Consider the following 22,356-nt stretch of genomic DNA (forward strand, 5'->3'; position numbering starts at 1 on the left):
ATGAACAAAGGTAAACCATTCTATAAAATTTGGTGGTTTTGGTTAATTGTCGTTGTCTTAGTTGTTATTATTTTTGGAATGATTGGTGGCGGCGGAAGTTCATCTGATGATGATACTTCTAATAAGGCATCTGGACACACTACAACACAAACAGAAAAAGGTGCAAAATCATCTTCAAATAAAGATACCTTGGATATCAATTACGATAATCACAAGATTTTAGATCAAAAATCTTATGACGTTTCATTTAATGATAACTCTTGGCAACCAGCCAACATTAAAGTCTCAAAGGTATCTATCTTTAAATTGAATCCATACACTTCAGATGATGACTCAAATACTAAAGCTGAGGGCTATATTATCATTCATATGAGTGTCGCAGCTAACAGAGACATTACGACTTATCCTGATCAAGGTACCTTAGTAACAAACGACGGACAACAAGTAGATGCTGTTCTTGACACTGTAAAAGGTTATAAAGAAAATTGGGCGGGAGAAATCTCCAAGGGTGTTACAAAACAAGGTGATATCCTCTTTCCTATTGAAAAGCTAAGTAAAATCAGTGATATGAAGACATTACGTCTTAAGTTTGATGCTTACTACGATACAGATGATTATGAAGATGAAAATGCTAACCACAGTTATGACATCACTTTAAATTTAAATTAATTAATGGCCGGAAACGGCTTTTTATTTTAGTCAATCTTAAAAGAAACGAATTTTGGGCATATAAAAGTCATGCCGTGGCATGATAAGGGAGGAATATAATGGATTTATCCACAAATGATGGAAAATTGGAATTTTTAAAAGTGCTCAAAGATAAATACGAACAGCGAGCTAAATATATTGACCCTTCTGAAGAGCAAAATATATTCTCATGGAAAAGTCAAAAACTGCATTTCAATGTTATTCTCACACATACTTCTTCAGATAATGACATTGTACAAGGGATTATATTCTTTGCTGAACCAAGTACAACGGGCAAAGATGAATTAACTTACTTAGATTTATATAAGAAAACAAAGAATTTTGAATACGATAGTTTATATGACGTAAAAGACAATCTAAAATATTTGATTAAAAATAATTTAATAAGGACTCCAACATTAGTAGAAAGCTCACTAATGAAGGAATTAATTGCTCGTTTTAACCTTAAAGATAGCGACATTTCAAAATATGCGACTAATTTTGCTGATAACGAGTATAAATTATCTAAAAAATCACTAAGTGAAAATTTATTTTCTCAAACCAATTTAAATTTTGTTAAATCAAAATATTTCACAGACAGATACCATTTCAATGAAATAAAATCAAATATAAATGATGATCAATTCACCTATGAATTAGAAGATTGTCTTAAAGCATATGAGAGTGGCATGTGGTTTGTTGCAAGTACAGGAATTGGTAGTGTTATAGAGCACCTTCTTTATCTAACCATAGCAAATTTAGATAAAACATGGACACCTTCTGAAGCCAATCCACAACGTCCTCTTAGACAACTAGGAAAAGGGCCAACAAAAACTAATTATATTAATGCATTATCAAAATGCTTGCCGAGATTTGATGATAGACAAAGAAGCCAACTTGAGGCAATGTTCCTTTTAAGAAACTCAGTTGACCATTTTAATAGTGGTTATTCTAATAAGGGACTCTGTGACACCCTGCTTCAAGGAATTGTTGATATTTATAATGGTATTTACCTACAGAGTGTATAGCTTCTTTAAAATACCATTTGCCACTGGTAAATCATTTAATTCAAAACTGTCATATGAAATACTGCCATCAGGCATAAAATAAAATGGTTTATCATCTTCATCGTAATATAAATCATCATTATAATAAGAAATCTTTTCATTGAGAATATTTGCTAAATAACTAATTTCATTTTTAGATAATTCAACTTTTTTCATTTTTATCTACCTTCCATTACAACAACAATAATTATTTATTACCATAATATCAAGCCTACAATTTGGCTTTTTATTTTTAATGTTAAAAGAACATATGTGCCCCTAAATTTCAAAATATCTCCTGCTTTCTCGAAAATTAATTATTTAAGTGTACCAATTACATACATATAAAATTAAAAAACGTGATTTCTTGCGTTTTTATGAAAGGTTGTATTTTATGCCTAAAAAGCGAGTTTCAAAAACAATAAAACCCTATGTTCTAAAGAATGGCCAAACTAGATATAAATTTGCTATAAGGGTCGATGACACACACACAACTACTCGACGTGGTTTCTATACAGTCGAAGAAGCTGAAATAGCATATATTAACCTCAGAAAGAAGATTTTAGATGATGACTATAATGAACACGGAGGTTATGTAAAATTCAATCAGATCTACAAGGATTGGCTAAAAAGCTATAAAAACACTGTGAAAGAATCAACTTTTTATAAAACTAAGAGCCTATTCAAGTGCAACGTACTTCCCCATTTTGGAGACAAATATATTAAAGACATTGATGTTAATACATGTCAGAAAGCTTTAAATAAATGGGTAAGTAATTTAGTTCACTACAAAGAAGTGTTTAATTATGCTAATTTAATTTTTAAAGAGGCTTTAAGGCGTGATTATATATCAATTAATCCAATGGATAAATTAGATGTACCCAAAAAAACTAAGCATAAAGAGAAAGCAAAGAAAAATTATAATCACAGAAACTTTTATACAATTGAAGAACAAGAGAAGTTTTTGAATCATGCAAAAAATTATAATTTCGAAAAATATGCTTTTTTTCGTCTACTAGCATTCACAGGATTGCGACGTGAAGAAATGCTACCTTTGAAGTGGAATGACTTAAAAAACGATATGCTACGTGTTAATAAGGCACTTGTTCGGATTGACCGTCAAGGATACAAAATTCAGTCCACTAAGAATGACGAAATCAGAAACCTGATTATTGATCCAAGAACCATTGACATTTTGAATGAGTGGAAAAAGCAACAACAAAATGAAAGTCCAAGTGATGAACAAGAAAATCAGCTAATTTTTATGAATCCAAAAACTAAATCTAACTTCTCTCTTGAGGTTCCAAGAAGATGGCAGCAAAAGATAAATGACGATATCCAGTTGGACCACAATGTGACATTACACGGATTTCGTCATACGCATGGAACACTTCTTTTAGACAACAATAGTGATTTGACTTTCAAAGACCTTCAAAAGCGCTTAGGACATAAGAACCTACAAACAACAATCAATACTTATCTTCATGCTACAAATAAATCTGATGATAAAATGATGGAGGCCTTAAAAAAAGTGGATGACATTTCTAACTCATCAAACAAAAGCAAAAAAGAATAATAGTGACAACCGTGACAACATCGTGACAACAAAGAGTTACATTTTGGTGCATTTTAATACATAGTATTTCATATCTAAAATAAAAAGAGAACACAAAAAAGCCCCTATACCATTGATATAAGGGCTTTTTTACATACCGTTGCATTTTCCTACACAGCGCTACATATTTAGTTACGGAGTCAACATAACTATTGCATGTACTTTTTTATTTTTAACAAATATCTATGATATCTGTTGACTATCATTATTCACTTTATTTTATTTTCTGTAAATATCTGATTACCTTTATGACTGAATTGTTAGTTTTATGTGACAGAATTGTAAGATTGTGTTAATTATGAAATACTAGAAATATACTAATATGGAAGTGATAAAATGCTTTTTCCAACGCAAATGATTTTTAACATCACCATTATCATCATCGCTGTTGCCCTAGTAGTCGGCGTAATTCTCGGTTCGATAGCCCTTTTTAAAATTTCTCACTCTTTAAAGTTTCGTAATCAAATGCTTCAGCAAGTCAGTCGAGCTTATTTGAACTGTACCAAAAATAACAATCAATTAGAAATTCGTAACATCGGCCAAGTACCATTAACAATCGATAAAATAACTTCTTCTGAGAAACTGCCCTTAGCTCAATTAATAATTGCACCTAATCAAGGATATTTCTTTCAAATCAATGGTGCTAAAAAACTAGCTCTTTCAATCGATTATCACGATCAACTCAATCATTACACGGAGAAATTCGATTTGTAATCTAACATTTTTCTACTATTAATATACTGCAATTATAATATTTGTGTTTTATTTCTTACAAATCTTACAAAAACGTTAGTATCAAAGCTTTTTAAAGCATGATACTATCCTTATAAGCTTTGGAGGGATAAATATGAGTAAAAAAATCGGGTCTATCTTAATAGTAGGAATAATTTTATTAATACCATTTTTGGGATATGAATTGTGGTATGTACCTAATTATGCTGGCGAAGATTACTATACTTTTGTAGGCGATTCGTATCAGGAAGTAATTGAAAAAGACGACTCAGGCAATGACTATCGTGCTTACTATTATCGCCAAAAATCATACGATAAAGATGGTAATGAAAAACTTCTAAAATTTAATAGTGCTATTGGCCGCCCTATCAAACCAGATAACTTCATCAAAGTAACTTATAATAAAAAACGAGATTTAGTTTTATCATGGGAAAAAGTTCAAAAAAATGAAGTACCAACCAAATCATTCGATGCTATAAACAAATAAAAAGGTAAGTAAAATTGGTCTAAAAACCATTTTACTTACCTTTTTTCTATTTAAAGTACTCTTTAGCAAAGTCGATCGTATTAGTAACATACTTTTGACCGGCGACCTTTTTAGCTTCGGCGTGTCCTGCTCCTTTGACTATCCAGAGTTTCTTTGGACCTTTGTCGTACTGGTAATTCTTATAAGCATTCTCAGTTGGAACAAATTTATCTTTTGAACCGTGAATGATGTACAAAGGTACTTTGTTGTTCTTTAAAGTATCCTTAGTACTTGCTTGATAAAAATTATAACCAGCTAGAGCATCGCCATATAAACTAGCCGTTGGTACGAGTGGAAAACTTGGTAAATTGAACATATCTTTAATTTGATAATTCAACTCACCTGAGATAGTGGAATATCCACAATCAGCAATCGCAAATTTTACATTACTTGGATGTTTACCCAAAGTGTACATTACCGTTGCTGCTCCCATACTGACTCCAAACAAACCAATCTCTGATTTCTGACCAAATTTTTGATTAATCTGCTTGATCCAGTTCATAATGTCGTCACGATCTTTCCAACCATAACCGACGTATTTCCCTTGACTCATCCCGAAGGAACGATTATCCGGTGCTAAGACGTTGTAACCTGCATCATGGAACATTTTAGCGTAGTCACCCATGTAACTGCTGCCTGTACCATAACCATGAATCACAACGACAGTTTTAGCAGTTTTCTTTTCGGCTGGTAAAAACCTAGCTTTTAACTTCAGTTTATCTTTTGAAGTTTGTTGCCAAGTTTCAGTCTTAGAATTCACGAACCACTTATCATCTTTTGACAATGGTCCTTGTGGCTTACTGCTATAACCATTTTTACTGAAGGCGTAATGGAATAAATAACCACTACCACCAATATCAGCTACTAATGCAACCCCAATTGCAATAGAAAGAATAACTTTAACATACTTTTTTACTCGCATAAATCTACCCACTTATAATTTGTTGCTCAATAATCATAAGCTATTTTACAAATTAATTGCAAATTTTATTTATGCTTGTTCGTTAGCCACTTTTTCATCACGAGCACGATTCTCGTTAGCGTCACTGTGGAACCAGTGGATGTGTGAATCAAAGAAGGCAATCATATCGTTCATGAAGTACATAATGTATGTCAAGAACAAGACTGGACTAGCGTCACCTTGAGTTGCTGTAACACCCCAAAGTACGATTGACATAACACCTTGAACTGTCCAGAAATAGTATTGTTCACGGAAACGCAAAGTACACAACAAAGCGCCTGTAAAGCCAATAGCGGCTGATATTGAATCGATGATAGGACGTGGACTGATGAATAAATTAGTATCCATCAAGTACAATAGACCCCAAACAACAAAGAAGAAGACAGCTGTTAAAAGCCATTTCTTACCAGTTAATCCATGAATATGCTTTTCAGCATCCTTAGCCCATTGTGGACTGATCAAAACTGGAATATCCAATAATACAATATAACTTAATTGCAAAACAACATCTGAGAAGTTCTTAGCGTTGATAGCAACGAAAATGTAAATAAGTGCTGAAACTAGTCCTAAGACACCGTTTAAAGGCTTAGCATTAGTAATCGCTACGGTACAAGTAAAACCAAGCGTACCGGCTAACCAAGTCCAAATAGCAATACCTGTGATTTGGTGTGAAAGTGTTGATGCAGTAATGGCCCCTAGACCAAACATTAATAGCATGTAACTTCTGAAACTCCAATGTTTCATTTGTTCAACATACCATCTTGGGTTGAAAATGCTCATGGTTCAATCTCCTCTTAGATTGAAATCGATTAATTAATAACCAAATTCAATCAAATTAATTTATCCCTCAAACTGTATTTATATTCAAATACAAATTTAACGACAGCTAAAATCATACCACCAATTGAAACCAAATTGCGAGCCGAAATATTTGGCATCATGAAGCCATATCGATGTAAAGCGTTTACCTTTGTTGATGCGATAGTAATTTATCATTTGATACAAGATATTGATTTTTACCTTTTTGTAACACTATATCTTGTTGTAACGGTCTAGACTTCAGCGATTTTACCGTTATAACAAAAAAGCTACATGCCCAAATCGGCATGTAGCTTCAATATATATGCTTTTAAATTTTACCAACTAAGTCGCCACTAGGTTTGATTGTTTCTTCCCCAGGATGCCAATTAGCAGGACAAACATTATCGCCATGTGCTTCGACGAATTGAGCAGCTTGCAAGGTTCTCAAAATTTCACGAGCATTACGTCCAATTCCCATAGCGTTGATTGTGTAAGATTTGATAAGTCCCTTTGGATCAATTATAAAGACACCACGATAAGCTTGACCACTTTGTTCATCTAAAATATTGAAGAAATCAGTCAATTGGTGTTTTTGATCCGATAACATTGGATATTGAATCTTACCTATGGTATCAGTCGTTTGAGCCCAAGACATGTGTGAAAATTGACTGTCAACTGAACATGAATAAATTTCAGCGTTGGCAGCTTTGAAGTCGTCATAAGAATCTTGCAAATCGCTCAATTCAGTTGGACAAACAAATGAAAAATCGGCTGGATAAAAGAAAAGGATTGACCATTTGCCGAGCAGATCTGACTTGTTAAAAGTCTTCAACTCCCCTTTTTGATAAGCATTAACAGTAAAATCAGGAATTTCTTTATTGATATAGTTCATATTGTGCCTCCTAGACTTTGTTTAAACACATATATAATATACCAAACTTTTTCTTTATTTTAAATAAAAGACCTTTTGTGTGACAATAGAATTATTCTGATAATGAGGGATGAGGAAATGACAAATCAAAACCAACTTTCAAAAGTAAAAGAATTTTCTTACAATAAGATGAAAAATGATTCAACTGGTCACAATTTTGATCACATTCAAAGAGTCATCAAAACGGTTCAAAAATTATTAAAAACAGAAACGGCCGATCCAGTCATTACTTTATCAGCTGCCTACTTGCACGATGTAGCCGATGACAAACTAGTCAAAGATCCGGCAAAATTAGAAACTGAGATCCGCCAATTTTTAAAAGCAACGGATTTCACACCTGAACAAATCGATGAAATACTTTACATCACTCACAACTTATCCTTCAGTAAATCTTTGAGCAAAAATCCTCCAAAATTATCCCTTGCTGGACAAATTGTTCAAGACGCTGACAGACTAGATGCTATTGGAGCAATTGGCATTACCCGTGCAATTTACTATGGTGGTGCTAACTCTGAAACGATTTATGATCCAAAAATTTTACCTCGAGAAAAAATGGATAAAAAAGAATATCGTAATTTATCTGATGAGACGATTATTAATCACTTTTACGAGAAATTATTAAAATTAACTAGTATGATGAATACTCCTACAGCCAAAAAAATTGCCGAGCAACGCCATCAATACATGCTTGATTTTCTCGACGAATTTAAAGCCGAATGGAATAGTGAAAAATAGAGAGGGAGTAAATAAATTGGTTTCATATGAAGAATTAGATAAGCAGTACTACGACCACATTATTCGTAATTTGAAGGATCGTGGCGTTGAATTAAAGGACATTGCTGAAATCGTTATGTTCCTAGAAAAAGATTACGTTAAAGGACTTGATGAAGAAGTTTCTATTCACGCTATCAATAAAGTCCTCCACAAACGTGAAGCTCAAAATGCCATCATGACCGGAATTGAACTCGATATTTTAGCTGAAAAAGGTCTCTTATCTGCTCCCATGCAACGAATAATGGAAACTGATGAGTCGACTTACGGTATCGATGAAAATATGGCAATCACTTTAGCCAGTCTTTACGGATCAGTTTCAGTAACTAATTATGGTTACGTGGACAAATTGAAGCATGGTGTTCTAGGCAAATTGAACGATAAATCTACCGGAAAAATCAACGTCTTCTTAGATGACCTAGTTGGTGCTATCGCTGCTGGTGCTTGTGGTTGGTTGGCTCACAATGAACATGAAGTTCAAGAACTGTTAAACCAAGAGAAATAAAATAATCCTATTAGAGTAACGACACTCTGATAGGATTATTTTTAAACCACAATTAAGATATTAATATTACTATGTTCAGAAACATAACGTGTGACTGATCCAACAAATACTCTAGTAAACGAATTAGTACCAGTCTTTCCCATGACAATCAGATCAATATCATTTTCTTTAGGAAACCTAGTCAATTGTTCTCTAGGCTCTCCATCTAAGAGTTGGACATAAGGTGAGATTCCGGCTTGTTTGGCGATGTCTGTTGCTTTGTTTAAATCCTTTTGAGCACTAGCCTTTAAATCGTTAACTAACCCAGGTGCATAAGAAACACCAACATTCATCGGCAAATTAGCTGTATTTACGACTGAAACTAAATATAAGGCTGATTTAAATTGTTTAGCCATATCAATCGCTGCATTCAAGGCATTGTATGAACTTTGACTACCATCGATAGCTACTAATATTTTTTTATACACGGTTAAAACCTCCTTTTAAATCCTTTACATAAATTTTACCAAGTTCCGGACAAAGATGGTAATTTTATATATCAAATTTGATATACTTATTAATGAATAGTAAATAATTTTTTATAGGGGATTAGTTATTATGCAAACCAAACAAAGACTGGAGCTTATCGAACAAGAATGTCAGATTAGAAATGATTTAAAAGAAATTCAATTCACTCATTACTTTACCAATCAATTCATGGAAGAAAATACGCAATTCTTCTGTATTGAAGAATTTTTCGAGTCGATTGGTGTGACTAGTCAAAGGGCCTTAGAACGTCTACCGCTTGATGCTTGGGAAAAACATGTAAAAAAATCAACTATTTTTTCTTCTTGGCAGGAAATGTTAAATTCTGCTGGTGAAGAATATGCTAATAATAATTTCTATTAAAAAAATGATTCCGTAATTGGAATCATTTTTTTATTGGATATAAATAAGGCACATGAGCCATTTGTGGGACTTCATCCCAAGAAACTGGATAGCCGGCTCCATGAGCACAGAATACTGAATCAGGAGTATTTTCCAAGTCTGACACCGGATCATAATCTCGATTCTCAATGACTTCTTCTGCATTGTGACAAGCCTGATAACCAAGTACAACACATTCCAAATTCCCTAAACCATGAGTGTATGAGTTAACGGTTTGCGAATAGCCTTGCATTGTTGCTACCGGTGCTGTCCCTGAAATTATCGTTAAATCTGATTCATCAACCATTTCTGGATTTTCAAAAGTTCCATTCATCTGTTGAATATCATTCATAGCCCGACCAACTTGATCTTGTGGTACTTCCAAACGGAATTGATACCATGGTTCCAACAATTGACTGCCAGTATCTCTTAACTCCATTAAGCCTTGTCTGACTGCTCGCCAAGTTGCCTCTTTGAAATCTCCACCAACTGAATGAACATTACTAGCTTTCCCACCAATCAAAGTGATTTTCATATCAGTAATAGGTGCCCCAATCAGTACACCTAAATGTTCCTTCGACTGCAGATTACTCAAAACTTGATGTTGCCAGTTGCTGGCCAAAACATCCAAACTACAATTCGATGCAAATTTTAAACCACTACCGATTGGTCCCGGTTCTAATAATAGATGAACTTCGGAATAATGACGCAAAGGTTCAAAATGTCCCACGGCTTCAACTGGTTGCGTAATAGTTTCTTTGTATAAGATACTTCCCTCACCAAAACCAACATCTAAATTGAATCGATCTAACAATAACTGCTGAATAATTTCTAATTGTACTTGTCCCATAACTTGGATTCGAATTTCTTGTAAGTGACTCGACCATTGAACATGCAATTGTGGATCTTCATCTTCCAATTGACGCAGTGCTTCCAAGCATTGGTGAATATCGTTGTCTTTGGGATCCAAAGCAAAATTTAAAACTGGTTGAATCGTCGGTTTTTCACTGTTAATTTGTTTTCCTAAACCTAATCCCGGATAAGTATCGGACAATCCCGTAATTGCACAAACTTCTCCTGCGATTAAACTCTGAGTTAAATCAAATTTTGAGCCATCATAAACTCTTAGTTGGTTAGCTTTTTGTTCATTATATAAAACAGCTTTATTTTCAAGCATTCCACCAGTAACTTTGACCCAAGTCAAACGCTCGTTACCATCATGAGAAATTTTAAAAACCTTAGCACCAAATTCTTCTGGATAATTGCTTTCTATTGAAAAACGCCGAACTCCTTGTAAAAATTCTTCAATACCTTCCATTTTCAAAGCTGAACCAAAGAAACAAGGAAAGACTTTACGTTGGCGAATCAATTTTTGAACCGTTGTATCTATCAATTCTCCACTATCTAAAAATTGTTCTAAAACATTATCGTCAGTCATTGCTACATCTTCATTGAAATTGTCAGATTCAAAATCAATACAGCCACTAGCCAAATTATTTTGTAAATCATTCAAAATTTGTTGTTGGTCAGTTCCTAATGCATCCATTTTATTCACAAAAATAAAAGTTGGTACTTGATAATGATCTAATAGTCGCCACAAGGTCCTCGTATATCCTTGCACGCCATCAGTCGCTGAAACCACCAAAATCGCATAGTCCAAAACACTCAAGACTTGTTCTGTCTGGGAGGCAAAATCGACGTGTCCTGGAGTGTCCAAGAGTGTCAATTTCAAATCTTGATATTGTAAATTAGCTTGATGAGAAAAAATCGTGATTCCGCGCTTTTTCTCTAAAGCATCTGGGTCTAAAAAGGCGCTCCCCTTATCGACTCTTCCTAATTTTCTAAGTGCACCCGTTTGATACAATAAGGCTTCTGACAAAGTCGTCTTACCTGCATCAACGTGCGCTACGATTCCTGTTACTATTTGCTTCATCTTAATTCCTCCAGAGCTACTGCAAATAGTTTATCATAGCGCGTTCATAATTAGATGAATTAACCATAGATGAGCGGGATAAAAAATATAAAATAAGTACTTCAATTGTCGACTGTGTGGTCCGATTTTACCATTGTAGAAATGTAAAAATGGAATTATTAAAATAAAGAAAATATCGCTGGCATTCATAGCAATACTGTCAAATAGCATCAAAGAATTGTTAATTGGAACAGTTAAAGCCATTGGCAATTCAATTAATGCTAGAAATACCATTAAACCTATGTAAAATAAATTTCTCTTTTTAATATTTTGATGCGTTAATTGCGTAATAAACATAAATGGCACTACCACCATGCTACCTTCAAAAATCGGTACGATGCTAAAAATCAATAAAACTACTGACAGAATCTGTAATTTTTTCTTAGCTTTTAAGTCTTGAACTTGATTATCCCAAAGCCAAATTACTATTAATCCTAAAGCTAAGGTGGCAAAAATATTATCCCCTAAGATGGACATTTGATTTGGTTGTCGTAAAACAAATATATTTAATAAACAATTCCCCAACGCCATAAAAATACTCCAACCAATCAAACGTGTTAGATAATTTTTACGACTGTGAGTGTAATGCATTCCCTCTACTACTAAATACGCAAATCCCACAGCCACAACTCTAGTAATAATATGAAAGAAATCTGCTAAATATGGGGAAATAAAATATTCGATATGATCTAAAACCATCAACCCCATTAAGATGATTTTAAAAGTTTCGCGATTCATCGCCTTATGAGAAATACTCGGTGTGAATTGTTGCATACATAATCTCCTCTTTTATCAATATTTCACATTATCCAAATTTCACTAAGGCTTGTAAATATACCTGACACAACTGTTAGTGCTATATTACAAATTAGTAAGGTTAAGGGGCAAATTATGCAAAAATTCAATCGATTCTTACATTCAGATAGTTACTACGTCGTTATTGTTTTAGCAGGATTATTATCATTGGTAATTTTAGTTTTGAGTTTTATTCCCGGTTTTGATATTTCCAAATCACCATATATCGAAATCGATTTTACAACGTTACTAATTTTTGGTTTTGATTATTTTGGAAGATTGGCTTTAGCAAAAAATAAAATGCGTTTTTTCAGACACAATATCGTTGATCTCTTAGCGATCATGCCTTTCTTTACAATTTTTAATATTTTTCGATTCTTCCGAGTTTTTCATATTATCCGTTTTTCCAAAATATTCACCCTCGTTCGCTTGATTGGAACTGCCGGCAAGATGCAAAAGAACGCTAAAAAGTTTTTAAGAATCAATGGTTTCATTTATTTATTGATTATTTGTGGAATCGTCTTAGTGACGTCTGCTATCACTTATTCACTAGCCGAAAAAGCTTCTTTAAGCAACTCTTTCTGGTGGGCTATCGTGACGGCATCTACTGTTGGTTACGGTGATGTTGCGCCACAAACTTTGGCAGGAAGACTGGCAGCTGTCTCTCTGATGATCATCGGTATCGGCTTCATTGGAACTTTGACTAGTACCATCACCAGTTACTTTACTAGCGAACACAACCATGAAAATGATGATAAGCTAGAACAAATTTTATCTAAGCTAGATAAAATAGAAACCGAAAATCAAAAAATGCGTCAGGAAATCAAGCAATTAAAGCAGCGACAAAACGATAAAAAGCTTAAATAATACTTAATATATTTTTATATAGTAATTATTATATTTTAATAACGCTTTCTTTTATATTTTTGCAAAGTTTTTACTTATTTTTCAGTGATTTGTAATATAATAAATTTGTTAGGAGAATCCCAAAATATGCAATATTAAAACTAAAATTCTCATTAGTACGATTCTTCTATAGAATATTCTCCTAACCAAAAGAACGCTACCTTATCGCAACGTTCTTTTTTTATATTTATTTGGCATATTACATTATCATATTTTTGTTATATAATATATATCGATAGAGATATTACATTTAAAACCTAGAAAAATCTATTCACAGATATCTCTTTCATTAAAGAAGGTCACTTTGAGGTGGTCTTTTTTTATTTAAATAATCGTACCCTCCTAAAAAAATTCGATTGAAATAATATATCAAATTCGTGTGGAATACTCCTTTTTACTTCGGCTATAATGGTGCAAAATAATTAGGAGTAAATTAATGAAAATAAAGCTCATTTTGCTTAATCTACTAGCTTTGACTACTTTTATTGGTCTTTCTAATAACGTTTATGCGAGCAAAAAAGACTCAACAGACAATCTGTCTATCGAGGAAAAAAGAGATAATCATTTATCCAACAAAATCAAAAAAATCAATCACGCACTCAACAAGAAAATTTATGAATTTAGAGAACATCCTCAGAAAAAAAACAACATCGAGGAAAATTCATGGATGACTTACGTAAAAAACATTAACTATTTAAAAAATAATCAATTAGAAATCTATGTGAATCCTAACTTTAAAAAACTCAGCGATAAAAAGCGAGAATTCATTGTGGCTACTGTTCAACGTATTTCTTTATCAGAAGTGCTCAAAGTACTTGATATCTCTCCTAACGATTACATGGAAGGCCTCAGTTCAATTATTTATCTTGATGGCAGCCGTTTAGGTCGTTCAGTATTTTTAAATACCAAAGAATTAAAATGGTACGACTAAAATATGCTATAGTTTAGCTAAAAAGAGGAATTAATATTGAAAAAGAGATTCAAACGGATCTTACAGTTAAATACTTTTTTGACAGCTTCAATAATTGCAGCCGACTTATTCTTTTTGCATCATCATAATGAACCAGACTCTCACGTGCGCCAAGTAACAACTTCGAAAAAGATGTTATTAAGACCAATTTCTAAATTGCGTAGTATTCAATCTAATGAAGAAGAAGAATTTAATGATAAGTAATCTTTCTTAAAATCCCTTAACTCTACCTTTTAATTAATTGCTTTATCATAATCAGACGGTCCTACTAAAAATCAATTTTTAGTAGGATCGTTTTTTTGAATTCCATATACTTCATCACAATGTTTTTAAAAGTCAATTATCGTAGTATTATATATATGTAATAAATTTATTTATGAATTCGGTTACTATGTTTAATAGTCCAAATTCTGATGACCCAAAAAGCTGAAAATATATTTAGGAGGAAACTTCAATATGCGAAGTCAAAGGAACATGCGAAAAAAGAAACCATTTTTTAAAAAATGGTGGTTTTGGTTATTAATAGTTATTGTAATTTTTATTATTGTTCCGAAGGGAAACAGCTCTTCAACAAGTTCTAGTAGTTCTATGAAAACAGAACAAGTTAAGAAAAAGCAAACTCCAAAAGAGTACGAAAATGCCCTAATAAAGGCAAAAAATTATTCAAATATTATGCATATGTCTAAAGATTCTATTTATAAACAATTAACGTCAGATTCAGGAGAAGGTTTTAGTGAAAAAGCGGCTAACTATGCAATGAATAATTTAAAAGCAAACTATAAGAAAAATGCCCTTGCTAAGGCAAAATCATATTCACAAGATCAACACATGTCAAAACAAGGTATCCTAGATCAATTAACCTCGGATTCTGGAGAAAAGTTTACTGAAGAGGAAGCTCAATATGCCGTTGACAATCTGAAAGCAAACTATAATAAAAACGCCTTAGCTAAGGCAAAGGTATATTATAACGACCAACATATGTCCAAGGATTCGGTCAAAGAACAATTAACGTCAACTTACGGTGAAAAATTTACTGAAGAAGAAGCCCAATATGCTTTAAATCACTTAGAATAAATAAGAAAATTTCTATTTTTTAATAACTCATAAAATCCCATATTCATCAATAGATTGATACATTTTAAACAAAAAAATAGAACACACAAAGGTGTTCTATTTTTTGTATTTTAAGGAGAGTACAGGATTTGAACCTGCGCGCCTGCTATAAAACAGGTTCGTCGGATTTCGAGTCCGATGCATTACCACTCTGCCAACTCTCCATAAGAAAGGCCTAAGCCTTTTTATATTAGTATTGCATAAGAGTATACATGTCATACCCTTTAATTTTATCACGACCGTGCAAATCAGTTAATTCAATTAAGAAGGCCGTTCCAACTACGATACCACCTAATTTTTCAATCAACTTGATCGTAGCGGCTAAAGTACCACCAGTTGCCATCAAATCATCTACTACTAAGACTTTTTGACCTGGCTTGATAGCATCTTTTTGCATATAAAGTGATGCTTGACCATACTCCAAATCATAAGAAACAGAAACTGTTTCTCTAGGCAACTTACCTTTTTTACGAGCAGGAGCAAAACCGATGCCCATCTTGTAAGCTACTGGACAACCCACGATAAATCCACGGGCTTCTGGTCCAGCAATCATTTCGGCTCCACGGCTCTTTGCATATTCCACAATCTTATCGGTTGCGGCAGCATATGCCTTGCCATCAGCCATTAATGGTGAAATATCTCGAAATAGTACACCAGGTTCTGGAAAATCTTGAACATTAGCTACGTATTTCTTAAAATCAATATCCATTTTTTTAAATTCCCCATTCAATCTAACAGTGACAATCGTAATCACTCATCCATGATAACAAATCGTCAAAACTAGATTCAATTAATATTTTTTCAACGTCATTACGCTGTAATCTCTTCAAGTAAGTCGGAGATTCGATTAATTCACGTTGTTGTGAAGCATTTGCTTTTTCAACAAAACCATTTACTATTTTAACAAAATTTAACTCAAAAAACACTTTTAAATAAAAATCTACGTCATTTTTTTGCATATTCAAGTATTTGGCAACTAAATCCATCCCCTCCATCGTAATATTTTGATGGGAGTAAAGATATTTCAAAAGCGCTTTCATCTTTATCATATCAGGCTTCAAGTATCTACTTGTCAAATCAGTATGGAAAAATAAAGCTGTATGTTGAGTCTTATTATTTTTGATAAATTTTTGGAATAATTCTAAATTGTGAGGTCGATCATAAATCAAAACATTCTTACCATCACAGTTTTCATTATACATAATTAAATCAGTTTTCACATTGAAACGCTTGGCTGCTTCTAAATATGCTTCATTAAAGAAGACTACTGCATCGAAATGTTCTAAGATTTTGGTCGACAAGCCCTTATTTCGATAATCTAAATAAACATTTTTTAAATCTGCGAGGACTTGCGCTTGTGGTGAAACTTGAAAATCATCGATCATCAACTGAAGATTCTTTTTGCCACGCCACTCATTAATTCCTAATTCTCCATAAACATCGCATAAATTAGTCGTTAAACTAGCGGCTTTTTCAAACATCCCAAAGCCTATTGCATCGATTCTGTGCTGTTCATCCGTAATTTGTGTTTTCAAATGACTGGCATCTTTACCGATCGAACGCATCTGTGACAATGAAACATTGCCTAATTTAATGATAGGTTTGGGATTACCCATTCCAAAAGGTGCTAATTGTTGAACTTGCTTGATTAAATCCATACTCAAATCTGCAATATTTAATTGCAAATCATAATTTTTAACAACCGGTGCCTTAGGGTCAAAACCCTGTTGTGAAGGTTCATCTTGCAATAATTTCGTTAATTCATCTAACTTATCTTCTTCAATTGAAAAACCGCAAGCTTGCGCATGTCCACCAAAAGCTGTAAATAAGTCACGATGCTTATCTAACGCAGTGAACAAGTTGAAGCCTTCTGGAGAGCGACCAGAGCCTTTCATGACACCGCTATTATCGTCAAATTGCGTAGCTAGGACAGGTTTATTTTCTTGATCCATCGTTCTACTAGCAACGATTCCCAAAATACCTTGGTGCCAACCATTACCTTTTAAGACAATTACACCATTATCTTTTTGAGCTTGGATTTGATTTTGAGCATCGGCAAAAGCACTGGCAACTAAATCTTGTCTTCTAGCATTGATATCTTCTGTCTCATCAACGATTTCTTTAGCAAAAGATTCATCACCCGTCGTCAGCAATTCAACTCCAGAAGAGGCATTTTCTAAGCGACCAAGAGCATTGATCCTAGGTGCAATTCGAAAACCAATATCTTCTTCAGTTACATTGGACAATCTAACTTTGCACTTATCTAATAAAGCACTCAAACCAACGTGATTGTTATTTTTCATTTGCTTGAGACCTTCGGTAACGATGACTCGGTTTTCACCCTTTAAAGCTACCGCATCAGCGACGGTTCCAATAGCAGCTAAATCAATCAATTGCAAGGCTTCATCGCCTAATAAAGCATCAGCAATCTTAAAAGCCACCCCAGCTCCAGATAAGTAAGGACAAACATATTCAGCACCGGGAATGCTAGGATGAACGATGGCATCAGCTTCAGGCAATTCTTTCGGCAAATCATGGTGATCAGTAACAATTACTTTAACGCCACGGTCCTTAAGATATTTGATTTCATCTTTGCCACTGACACCATTATCAACCGTGATCAACAAATCTATTCCTTGATCGGCTAATTCTTTATAGCGTTCCAAATTAGGTCCATAACCGTCTTTAAAACGATCAGGAACATAAAAAATCGGCTTATTGCCGAGTTTTTGTAAAGTCAATTTCATGATTGAAGTACTAGTAACACCGTCAGCATCGTAATCACCATAGATGGCAATCTTTTTTTCTGATTCGACGGCTTCATCAATCAACTCCAAAGCTTTATCCATGTCATGAAGTCCAAAAGGATCTTGTAATTCAGTCACATCACTGTGCAAAAAAGCTTCAATATCACTATCTTCAACGATATCTCTTTCCAGCAATAATTCTGCTACTACTGGTGTAACCTTTTTACTTTGTGCAAATTTATCTATCTCTTGTTTTGTGGGATTCTTTCGCTTTTCCCAATTAATTAATGTCAATCCATCACCTACTAACAATTATTCAATTATAGCAATTTTTTAATGCAAAAAAAAAGTTCTGAAACTAATTCCAAAACTTTTTAAGGAGTATTTAAGAAAATACCGCTAAAGTATTTTTATTGGCTGGTTGGCTCTTCACAAGTGCTCCTTGTAAAGCCCAACGGTTAGTACCACCATCGGCACAAGTTATCAAAGTTAAAATGCTCTGATTTTCAACGTCATCTAACAAATAGACGGCCGTTGGTGGAACGATTTTCTTATAGTAAATTTTGTACGTATAAACTCGTTTCATATTAGTTATATAAGCTAAATCACCAATTTTAGCATTCTCTAATGGCGAAAACAGTGCACCCTTATTAGTCATATAATGACCAGCTAAGGCATAATTGGATTTGCCCATCTTCTCATTTTCTTTCATCGTACCGCCACCAGTTGACAGCGCATTGTCACTTAAACCAACAACGATTGGTAAACGTAAGTTAACTGAAGGGACTGCCATTTTTCCAATTACCGCTGCATCATTGTTCACTGAAGCTTTGGCAACTTGAGTCGCTGAAATTGGCTTTACTTTATTAAAATCAAATTCACCTTTTTTCTTGGCATTACTAGCAGCTTTTTTAGCAGTCAAAGTAGTCAAATTGTGATCAGAAATTCTTTTGACCGCATATTCTTTGATTGGTTGATTAAAGATTAAAGCAACAGCAACCAATAATAAAAGAATTGTTCCAAAAATCGAAAAGAACTTTTTCATTTTTTCCATTCCTTGTTCCATGAATTTACAATATATATTCAATCTTAAAACATCTACAAAGAAAAGTGTAGTTTTTAATTTTTACTAACTTTAAATTTTTCTAAGTAAGTTATAATGTACTTATAAATGAATCTGGAGGTAATTATATGAGCATTCTTGTTTTAGGTGGCGCTGGTTATATCGGTTCACATACAGTCGATCATTTATGTGAAATGAATTACGACGTCATTGTAGCAGACAATTTAGCAACAGGTCATAGACAAGCTATTAATCCTAAGGCCAAATTTTATCAAGGTGACGTCCGTGACAAGGAATTTTTAATCAAATTATTCCAAAATGAAGATATCACTGATGTTATTCACTTCGCAGCTTTTTCTATCGTACCAGAATCAATGAAAGATCCCCTCAAATACTTCGACAATAATACTGCTGGTATGATTTCTCTACTACAAGTCATGCACAACTTTGGAGTTAAACACATCGTCTTCTCCTCTACTGCAGCAACTTATGGCGAACCTAAACAAATTCCAATCAAAGAAACTGATCCAACCGTTCCAACTAATCCATATGGTGAAAGTAAACTAGCCATGGAAAAAATCATGCACTGGTGTGATGTTGCCTACGGTATCAAATTTGTTGCTTTGAGATACTTCAACGTTGGTGGTGCTAAACCTGACGGTACAATCGGTGAAGATCACAATCCAGAAACTCACTTGATTCCAGTAGTTCTACAAGTCGCTGCTGGTCAACGTGATGAATTGACAATTTTTGGTGACGACTATGACACTAAAGATGGTACTAACGTCCGTGATTACGTCCACGTAGAAGATTTGGCTGAAGCCCACCGACTAGCAATGGAATACTTACGTGCTGGTAACAACAGTGATGTCTTTAACCTTGGTTCTTCAACTGGTTTCTCAAATAAAGAAATCCTTGAAGCAGCCCGTAAAGCTACTGGTAAAGAAATTCCCGCTAAAATTGGACCACGTCGTGCTGGAGATCCAAGTACTTTGATTGCTGATTCAACTAAAGCTAGAACTATTTTGAAATGGCAACCTAAATATGATGACGTTCAAAAAGTTATCACTGATGCTTGGAATTTTAAATCTAAACATTTGAATGGTTATGAAAACTAAAAAAATTAATCGCAAATAATGGAGTCTTTCTTAAAATAAATTTCCTTCATAGTGGTTTTAATAAGTTATATAAAAAATAGAGTTGATGGCAAAATACCAATCAACTCTATTTTTGTACACCATTTATTAATAATGGTTCCATCAATACCTGTTCAATGAATTATTATACCAATTTTATTTTTATAAAAAAGACGAGTACACTGAAATCGTAGGGGGAAGTTATCTTGAAAAAGAATATACGTAAATTTTTACTAATTACCACTTTAATATTAGGAATCCAAGGATTTGCAGAAGCAACTAACGTCAAAGCTGCCTCTTCATCACCACTTCCTAATGACAAATATTGTTTTGCAGTAACAAAAGATGCTACAACTACTGATATGAACGGCAATACCACAGCTACTGCATTAAAGGCAGGAACAGACTGGAAAGTAAGTAACGAATTTTACCATCAAGACCAAATCAATTATCAAATAGCATCTAATATATTTGTTAATCAGAATTTTGGTTATTTATATTTACCAATGGTACAGACAATAACAACTGCTAATCATACAACACATCTTTATGATCATAACGGTAACGAAATTAAGAATAGAGCTTTAGCACCTAATTCAAGCTGGTATTCTGATAGATCAATCTTGGTTGATAAAATCACATATTGTCGTGTTGCAACAGATGAATTCGTTGCATTAGGAGATTTAGTATAAGATAAGTATTTTATTCCCATTTTTTTCAACTAAAAAAAGTTAAACATTTTTATAAATTTTAAAAATAATAGCATCTATTCAAATATTTCCTCCAGTGCACTGCACACAAAGAAAAAAATTTGAATAGATGCTATTTTTGACTTTAAATCAAATATTCCAAATCACTAGCAGCAGTTGGATAAGCAAAAATTTGCTTAACAACATCTTCGTGACTCATCTTTTGTTTAATCGCTAATGTTAGTAAATTAATTAAACTATCGGCTTCATTGCTCAATAAAGTTGCACCGATAATTTGTTTCTTATCATTCAAGACAATCTTTACTTTGGCAACTGGTTCGTTAGTGTGACTGTAAGTGAACCAACTAGTTACATCCTGTTCGACTACTTTATCGCCAGTTTGAACACCAACTTTAGCAAGCTTGGGACTGCCATACACAACGGTTGGAATCAAAGGCAATTCAAGTTTCTTATCAGTCTTTCCTAATAAAACGTCACTAACATATCCAGCTTCAAAACCACCCACTGGAGTCAATTTAGGCTGTTTAGTGGCAACGACATCCCCAATCGCATAAATATTTTCATTAGTTGATTGCAAGTGGTCATTAACGACTACCCCGTGACGATTGAATTGTACGTTAGCTTTTTCTAAGTCTAAGAAATCAACGTTAGCAATTCGACCTGTGGCACCAATTACTAAATCAGTACTCAATTCAAAATTATCAGCTTTTAAAATGTATTTTCCATCTTGAGCAGAGATGGATTGCGTATCGACATTAAAATTAAAATCAACGCCTTTATTTTCGAGTTGTTTAACTAATTCCATAGCATATTCTTGATCAAATGCTTTTAATGGATGGTCATTATGGTGGATAATATGAACCTTGGCTCCAGTAGCGTTAGCAATCGTAGCTAATTCAAAGGCAATGTATCCCGCACCAATAATAGTAATATCGTCTGGCATTTTCTTAAGTGATAAGAAATCAGTACTAGATAATAAATGTTCCTTTCCAGCAATATCTAAATAGCTGGGACGTTGACCGGTAGCGATAATAAATTTATCTGCCTGATACTCAGTTCCATCAACGACTAAAGTATTCTCAGAAGTAAATTTAGGCTGACCGTCGATGGCTGTGATGTCGGCATCAACGATTCCCTTGCGGCTGCCAGTAGAAACTGGTGCTGTAAATTTTTCTTTAAAAGTCTCCAATTGTTCCCAGTTAACGAAAGGTACATCATCAAAACCTTTACCCTGAAGTTGTGCCATTCTATCTCTTGCTTCGACACCACTCAATAAGACTTTTTTAGGGTCACAACCACGGTTAGGGCAAGTTCCACCCCAGAGGTTATTTTCAATCACGGCAACTTTTTGACCATTGCCTTTCAAATTATAAGCAGCAGCCAAGCCTGCAGGTCCTGCTCCGATAATAATCGTATCGAATTTTTCCATACAAATCTCCTCCAAATAAAAAACACTTATAATG

The 22,356-nt window shown here is 33.8% G+C and carries 25 protein-coding genes and 1 tRNA gene; 14 read left to right on the top strand and 12 right to left on the bottom strand.

Going from position 1 to position 22,356, the window contains the following annotated elements; genetic code table 11:
- On the top strand, window positions 1-669 hold the full coding sequence (locus tag G6534_RS06200) for a hypothetical protein (RefSeq protein ID WP_182082499.1): 669 nt from the start codon (window positions 1-3) through the stop codon (window positions 667-669).
- A gap of 98 nt (window positions 670-767) precedes the next feature.
- Window positions 768-1,715, top strand: coding sequence for a hypothetical protein (locus G6534_RS06205; RefSeq protein ID WP_182082500.1), 948 nt, complete (start codon window positions 768-770; stop codon window positions 1,713-1,715).
- Here G6534_RS06205 and G6534_RS06210 read toward each other — a convergent pair.
- Complete coding sequence (locus G6534_RS06210; RefSeq protein ID WP_182082501.1) at window positions 1,701-1,910, bottom strand: hypothetical protein; 210 nt, start codon at window positions 1,908-1,910, stop codon at window positions 1,701-1,703. The genes G6534_RS06205 and G6534_RS06210 overlap by 15 nt on opposite strands.
- Window positions 1,911-2,127: 217 nt before the next feature.
- On the opposite strand from G6534_RS06210, the gene G6534_RS06215 reads away from it, so the two are divergent.
- From G6534_RS06215 to G6534_RS06225, 3 genes are all read left to right on the top strand, one after another.
- A complete protein-coding gene (locus G6534_RS06215; RefSeq protein ID WP_182082502.1) occupies window positions 2,128-3,309 on the top strand; it encodes a tyrosine-type recombinase/integrase in 1,182 nt (393 codons plus the stop codon).
- A gap of 375 nt (window positions 3,310-3,684) precedes the next feature.
- Window positions 3,685-4,062, top strand: coding sequence for a hypothetical protein (locus G6534_RS06220; protein ID WP_059073944.1), 378 nt, complete (start codon window positions 3,685-3,687; stop codon window positions 4,060-4,062).
- A gap of 133 nt (window positions 4,063-4,195) precedes the next feature.
- On the top strand, window positions 4,196-4,567 hold the full coding sequence (locus G6534_RS06225) for a YxeA family protein (protein WP_059073945.1): 372 nt from the start codon (window positions 4,196-4,198) through the stop codon (window positions 4,565-4,567).
- A gap of 46 nt (window positions 4,568-4,613) precedes the next feature.
- Here G6534_RS06225 and G6534_RS06230 read toward each other — a convergent pair whose 3' ends face one another.
- The 3 genes from G6534_RS06230 to G6534_RS06240 form a co-directional block, all read right to left on the bottom strand.
- Window positions 4,614-5,528, bottom strand: coding sequence for an alpha/beta hydrolase (locus G6534_RS06230; RefSeq protein ID WP_182082503.1), 915 nt, complete (start codon window positions 5,526-5,528; stop codon window positions 4,614-4,616).
- A gap of 69 nt (window positions 5,529-5,597) precedes the next feature.
- Window positions 5,598-6,347 (bottom strand): nicotinamide riboside transporter PnuC, encoded by a 750-nt coding sequence (pnuC, locus tag G6534_RS06235; protein ID WP_059073947.1) that lies wholly within the window; start codon window positions 6,345-6,347, stop codon window positions 5,598-5,600.
- A 349-nt stretch (window positions 6,348-6,696) separates the two neighbouring features.
- Complete coding sequence (locus G6534_RS06240) at window positions 6,697-7,260, bottom strand: peroxiredoxin (RefSeq protein WP_059073948.1); 564 nt, start codon at window positions 7,258-7,260, stop codon at window positions 6,697-6,699.
- Window positions 7,261-7,377: 117 nt separating this feature from the next.
- Here G6534_RS06240 and G6534_RS06245 point away from each other — a divergent pair, with 117 nt between their 5' ends.
- Together G6534_RS06245 and G6534_RS06250 are read left to right on the top strand one after the other, a co-directional pair.
- Window positions 7,378-8,034, top strand: coding sequence for an HD domain-containing protein (locus G6534_RS06245; protein WP_059073949.1), 657 nt, complete (start codon window positions 7,378-7,380; stop codon window positions 8,032-8,034).
- A gap of 16 nt (window positions 8,035-8,050) precedes the next feature.
- A complete protein-coding gene (locus G6534_RS06250; protein ID WP_059073950.1) occupies window positions 8,051-8,575 on the top strand; it encodes a phosphatidylglycerophosphatase A family protein in 525 nt (174 codons plus the stop codon).
- A gap of 41 nt (window positions 8,576-8,616) precedes the next feature.
- Here the strand turns inward: G6534_RS06250 and G6534_RS06255 are convergent, their stop codons facing one another.
- On the bottom strand, window positions 8,617-9,042 hold the full coding sequence (locus G6534_RS06255; protein WP_059073951.1) for a universal stress protein: 426 nt from the start codon (window positions 9,040-9,042) through the stop codon (window positions 8,617-8,619).
- 130 nt (window positions 9,043-9,172) lie between these two features.
- Between G6534_RS06255 and G6534_RS06260 the strand changes: the two genes are divergently transcribed.
- The gene (locus tag G6534_RS06260; protein WP_059073952.1) at window positions 9,173-9,463 is read left to right on the top strand and encodes a hypothetical protein; all 291 of its coding nucleotides are present in this window, start codon (window positions 9,173-9,175) and stop codon (window positions 9,461-9,463) included.
- A gap of 22 nt (window positions 9,464-9,485) precedes the next feature.
- Here the strand turns inward: G6534_RS06260 and G6534_RS06265 are convergent, their stop codons facing one another.
- Together G6534_RS06265 and G6534_RS06270 are read right to left on the bottom strand one after the other, a co-directional pair.
- Window positions 9,486-11,414 (bottom strand): GTP-binding protein, encoded by a 1,929-nt coding sequence (locus G6534_RS06265; protein ID WP_059075190.1) that lies wholly within the window; start codon window positions 11,412-11,414, stop codon window positions 9,486-9,488.
- Window positions 11,415-11,447: 33 nt separating this feature from the next.
- Window positions 11,448-12,227 carry a TraX family protein gene (locus tag G6534_RS06270; protein WP_059075191.1) on the bottom strand — a complete coding sequence of 260 codons (780 nt, stop codon included), beginning with the start codon at window positions 12,225-12,227 and terminating at the stop codon, window positions 11,448-11,450.
- Window positions 12,228-12,344: 117 nt separating this feature from the next.
- Between G6534_RS06270 and G6534_RS06275 the strand changes: the two genes are divergently transcribed.
- The 4 genes from G6534_RS06275 to G6534_RS06290 all read left to right on the top strand — a co-directional run bounded on the left by G6534_RS06275 (window position 12,345) and on the right by G6534_RS06290 (window position 15,198).
- Entirely contained in the window at window positions 12,345-13,115 is a 771-nt protein-coding gene (locus tag G6534_RS06275; RefSeq protein ID WP_182082504.1) for a potassium channel family protein, read from the top strand.
- A gap of 475 nt (window positions 13,116-13,590) precedes the next feature.
- The gene (locus G6534_RS06280) at window positions 13,591-14,085 is read left to right on the top strand and encodes a hypothetical protein (protein ID WP_182082505.1); all 495 of its coding nucleotides are present in this window, start codon (window positions 13,591-13,593) and stop codon (window positions 14,083-14,085) included.
- Window positions 14,086-14,121: 36 nt separating this feature from the next.
- Window positions 14,122-14,328, top strand: a complete 207-nt coding sequence (locus G6534_RS06285) for a hypothetical protein (RefSeq protein WP_059075194.1) — start codon at window positions 14,122-14,124, stop codon at window positions 14,326-14,328.
- Between the two features lie 270 nt (window positions 14,329-14,598).
- The gene (locus G6534_RS06290; protein WP_182083280.1) at window positions 14,599-15,198 is read left to right on the top strand and encodes an Ltp family lipoprotein; all 600 of its coding nucleotides are present in this window, start codon (window positions 14,599-14,601) and stop codon (window positions 15,196-15,198) included.
- A gap of 113 nt (window positions 15,199-15,311) precedes the next feature.
- On the opposite strand, the gene G6534_RS06295 is transcribed toward G6534_RS06290, so the two are convergent.
- The 4 genes from G6534_RS06295 to G6534_RS06310 form a co-directional block, all read right to left on the bottom strand.
- Window positions 15,312-15,401, bottom strand: a tRNA-Ser gene (locus G6534_RS06295).
- A gap of 26 nt (window positions 15,402-15,427) precedes the next feature.
- Window positions 15,428-15,946, bottom strand: a complete 519-nt coding sequence (locus G6534_RS06300; RefSeq protein ID WP_010019526.1) for an adenine phosphoribosyltransferase — start codon at window positions 15,944-15,946, stop codon at window positions 15,428-15,430.
- A gap of 22 nt (window positions 15,947-15,968) precedes the next feature.
- Window positions 15,969-18,278, bottom strand: coding sequence for a single-stranded-DNA-specific exonuclease RecJ (recJ, locus tag G6534_RS06305; RefSeq protein ID WP_182082506.1), 2,310 nt, complete (start codon window positions 18,276-18,278; stop codon window positions 15,969-15,971).
- A 91-nt stretch (window positions 18,279-18,369) separates the two neighbouring features.
- Window positions 18,370-19,029 (bottom strand): class A sortase, encoded by a 660-nt coding sequence (locus G6534_RS06310; protein ID WP_082666998.1) that lies wholly within the window; start codon window positions 19,027-19,029, stop codon window positions 18,370-18,372.
- A 146-nt stretch (window positions 19,030-19,175) separates the two neighbouring features.
- On the opposite strand from G6534_RS06310, the gene galE reads away from it, so the two are divergent.
- Together galE and G6534_RS06320 are read left to right on the top strand one after the other, a co-directional pair.
- Entirely contained in the window at window positions 19,176-20,165 is a 990-nt protein-coding gene (gene galE, locus G6534_RS06315; RefSeq protein WP_059075199.1) for a UDP-glucose 4-epimerase GalE, read from the top strand.
- A gap of 224 nt (window positions 20,166-20,389) precedes the next feature.
- Window positions 20,390-20,875: a hypothetical protein gene (locus tag G6534_RS06320; RefSeq protein WP_059075200.1), complete on the top strand. Its 486-nt coding sequence runs from the start codon at window positions 20,390-20,392 to the stop codon at window positions 20,873-20,875.
- A gap of 142 nt (window positions 20,876-21,017) precedes the next feature.
- On the opposite strand, the gene G6534_RS06325 is transcribed toward G6534_RS06320, so the two are convergent.
- On the bottom strand, window positions 21,018-22,322 hold the full coding sequence (locus G6534_RS06325; protein ID WP_182082507.1) for a dihydrolipoyl dehydrogenase family protein: 1,305 nt from the start codon (window positions 22,320-22,322) through the stop codon (window positions 21,018-21,020).
- Window positions 22,323-22,356 lie beyond the last annotated feature (34 nt).

The sequence above is a fragment of the Companilactobacillus pabuli genome (assembly GCF_014058425.1).
Classification (GTDB): Bacteria; Bacillota; Bacilli; order Lactobacillales; family Lactobacillaceae; genus Companilactobacillus; species Companilactobacillus pabuli.

Excerpts from the sequence above, each read along its gene's own strand:
- G6534_RS06200 (WP_182082499.1), top strand. The coding sequence starts at position 1 with ATGAACAAAGGTAAACCATTCTATAAAATTTGGTGGTTTTGGTTAATT.
- G6534_RS06205 (WP_182082500.1), top strand. The coding sequence starts at position 768 with ATGGATTTATCCACAAATGATGGAAAATTGGAATTTTTAAAAGTGCTC.
- G6534_RS06210 (WP_182082501.1), bottom strand. The coding sequence starts at position 1,910 with ATGAAAAAAGTTGAATTATCTAAAAATGAAATTAGTTATTTAGCAAAT.
- G6534_RS06215 (WP_182082502.1), top strand. The coding sequence starts at position 2,128 with ATGCCTAAAAAGCGAGTTTCAAAAACAATAAAACCCTATGTTCTAAAG.
- G6534_RS06220 (WP_059073944.1), top strand. The coding sequence starts at position 3,685 with ATGCTTTTTCCAACGCAAATGATTTTTAACATCACCATTATCATCATC.
- G6534_RS06225 (WP_059073945.1), top strand. The coding sequence starts at position 4,196 with ATGAGTAAAAAAATCGGGTCTATCTTAATAGTAGGAATAATTTTATTA.
- G6534_RS06230 (WP_182082503.1), bottom strand. The coding sequence starts at position 5,528 with ATGCGAGTAAAAAAGTATGTTAAAGTTATTCTTTCTATTGCAATTGGG.
- pnuC (WP_059073947.1), bottom strand. The coding sequence starts at position 6,347 with ATGAGCATTTTCAACCCAAGATGGTATGTTGAACAAATGAAACATTGG.
- G6534_RS06240 (WP_059073948.1), bottom strand. The coding sequence starts at position 7,260 with ATGAACTATATCAATAAAGAAATTCCTGATTTTACTGTTAATGCTTAT.
- G6534_RS06245 (WP_059073949.1), top strand. The coding sequence starts at position 7,378 with ATGACAAATCAAAACCAACTTTCAAAAGTAAAAGAATTTTCTTACAAT.
- G6534_RS06260 (WP_059073952.1), top strand. The coding sequence starts at position 9,173 with ATGCAAACCAAACAAAGACTGGAGCTTATCGAACAAGAATGTCAGATT.
- G6534_RS06265 (WP_059075190.1), bottom strand. The coding sequence starts at position 11,414 with ATGAAGCAAATAGTAACAGGAATCGTAGCGCACGTTGATGCAGGTAAG.
- G6534_RS06270 (WP_059075191.1), bottom strand. The coding sequence starts at position 12,227 with ATGCAACAATTCACACCGAGTATTTCTCATAAGGCGATGAATCGCGAA.
- G6534_RS06275 (WP_182082504.1), top strand. The coding sequence starts at position 12,345 with ATGCAAAAATTCAATCGATTCTTACATTCAGATAGTTACTACGTCGTT.
- G6534_RS06280 (WP_182082505.1), top strand. The coding sequence starts at position 13,591 with ATGAAAATAAAGCTCATTTTGCTTAATCTACTAGCTTTGACTACTTTT.
- G6534_RS06290 (WP_182083280.1), top strand. The coding sequence starts at position 14,599 with ATGCGAAAAAAGAAACCATTTTTTAAAAAATGGTGGTTTTGGTTATTA.
- G6534_RS06300 (WP_010019526.1), bottom strand. The coding sequence starts at position 15,946 with ATGGATATTGATTTTAAGAAATACGTAGCTAATGTTCAAGATTTTCCA.
- G6534_RS06310 (WP_082666998.1), bottom strand. The coding sequence starts at position 19,029 with ATGAAAAAGTTCTTTTCGATTTTTGGAACAATTCTTTTATTATTGGTT.
- galE (WP_059075199.1), top strand. The coding sequence starts at position 19,176 with ATGAGCATTCTTGTTTTAGGTGGCGCTGGTTATATCGGTTCACATACA.
- G6534_RS06325 (WP_182082507.1), bottom strand. The coding sequence starts at position 22,322 with ATGGAAAAATTCGATACGATTATTATCGGAGCAGGACCTGCAGGCTTG.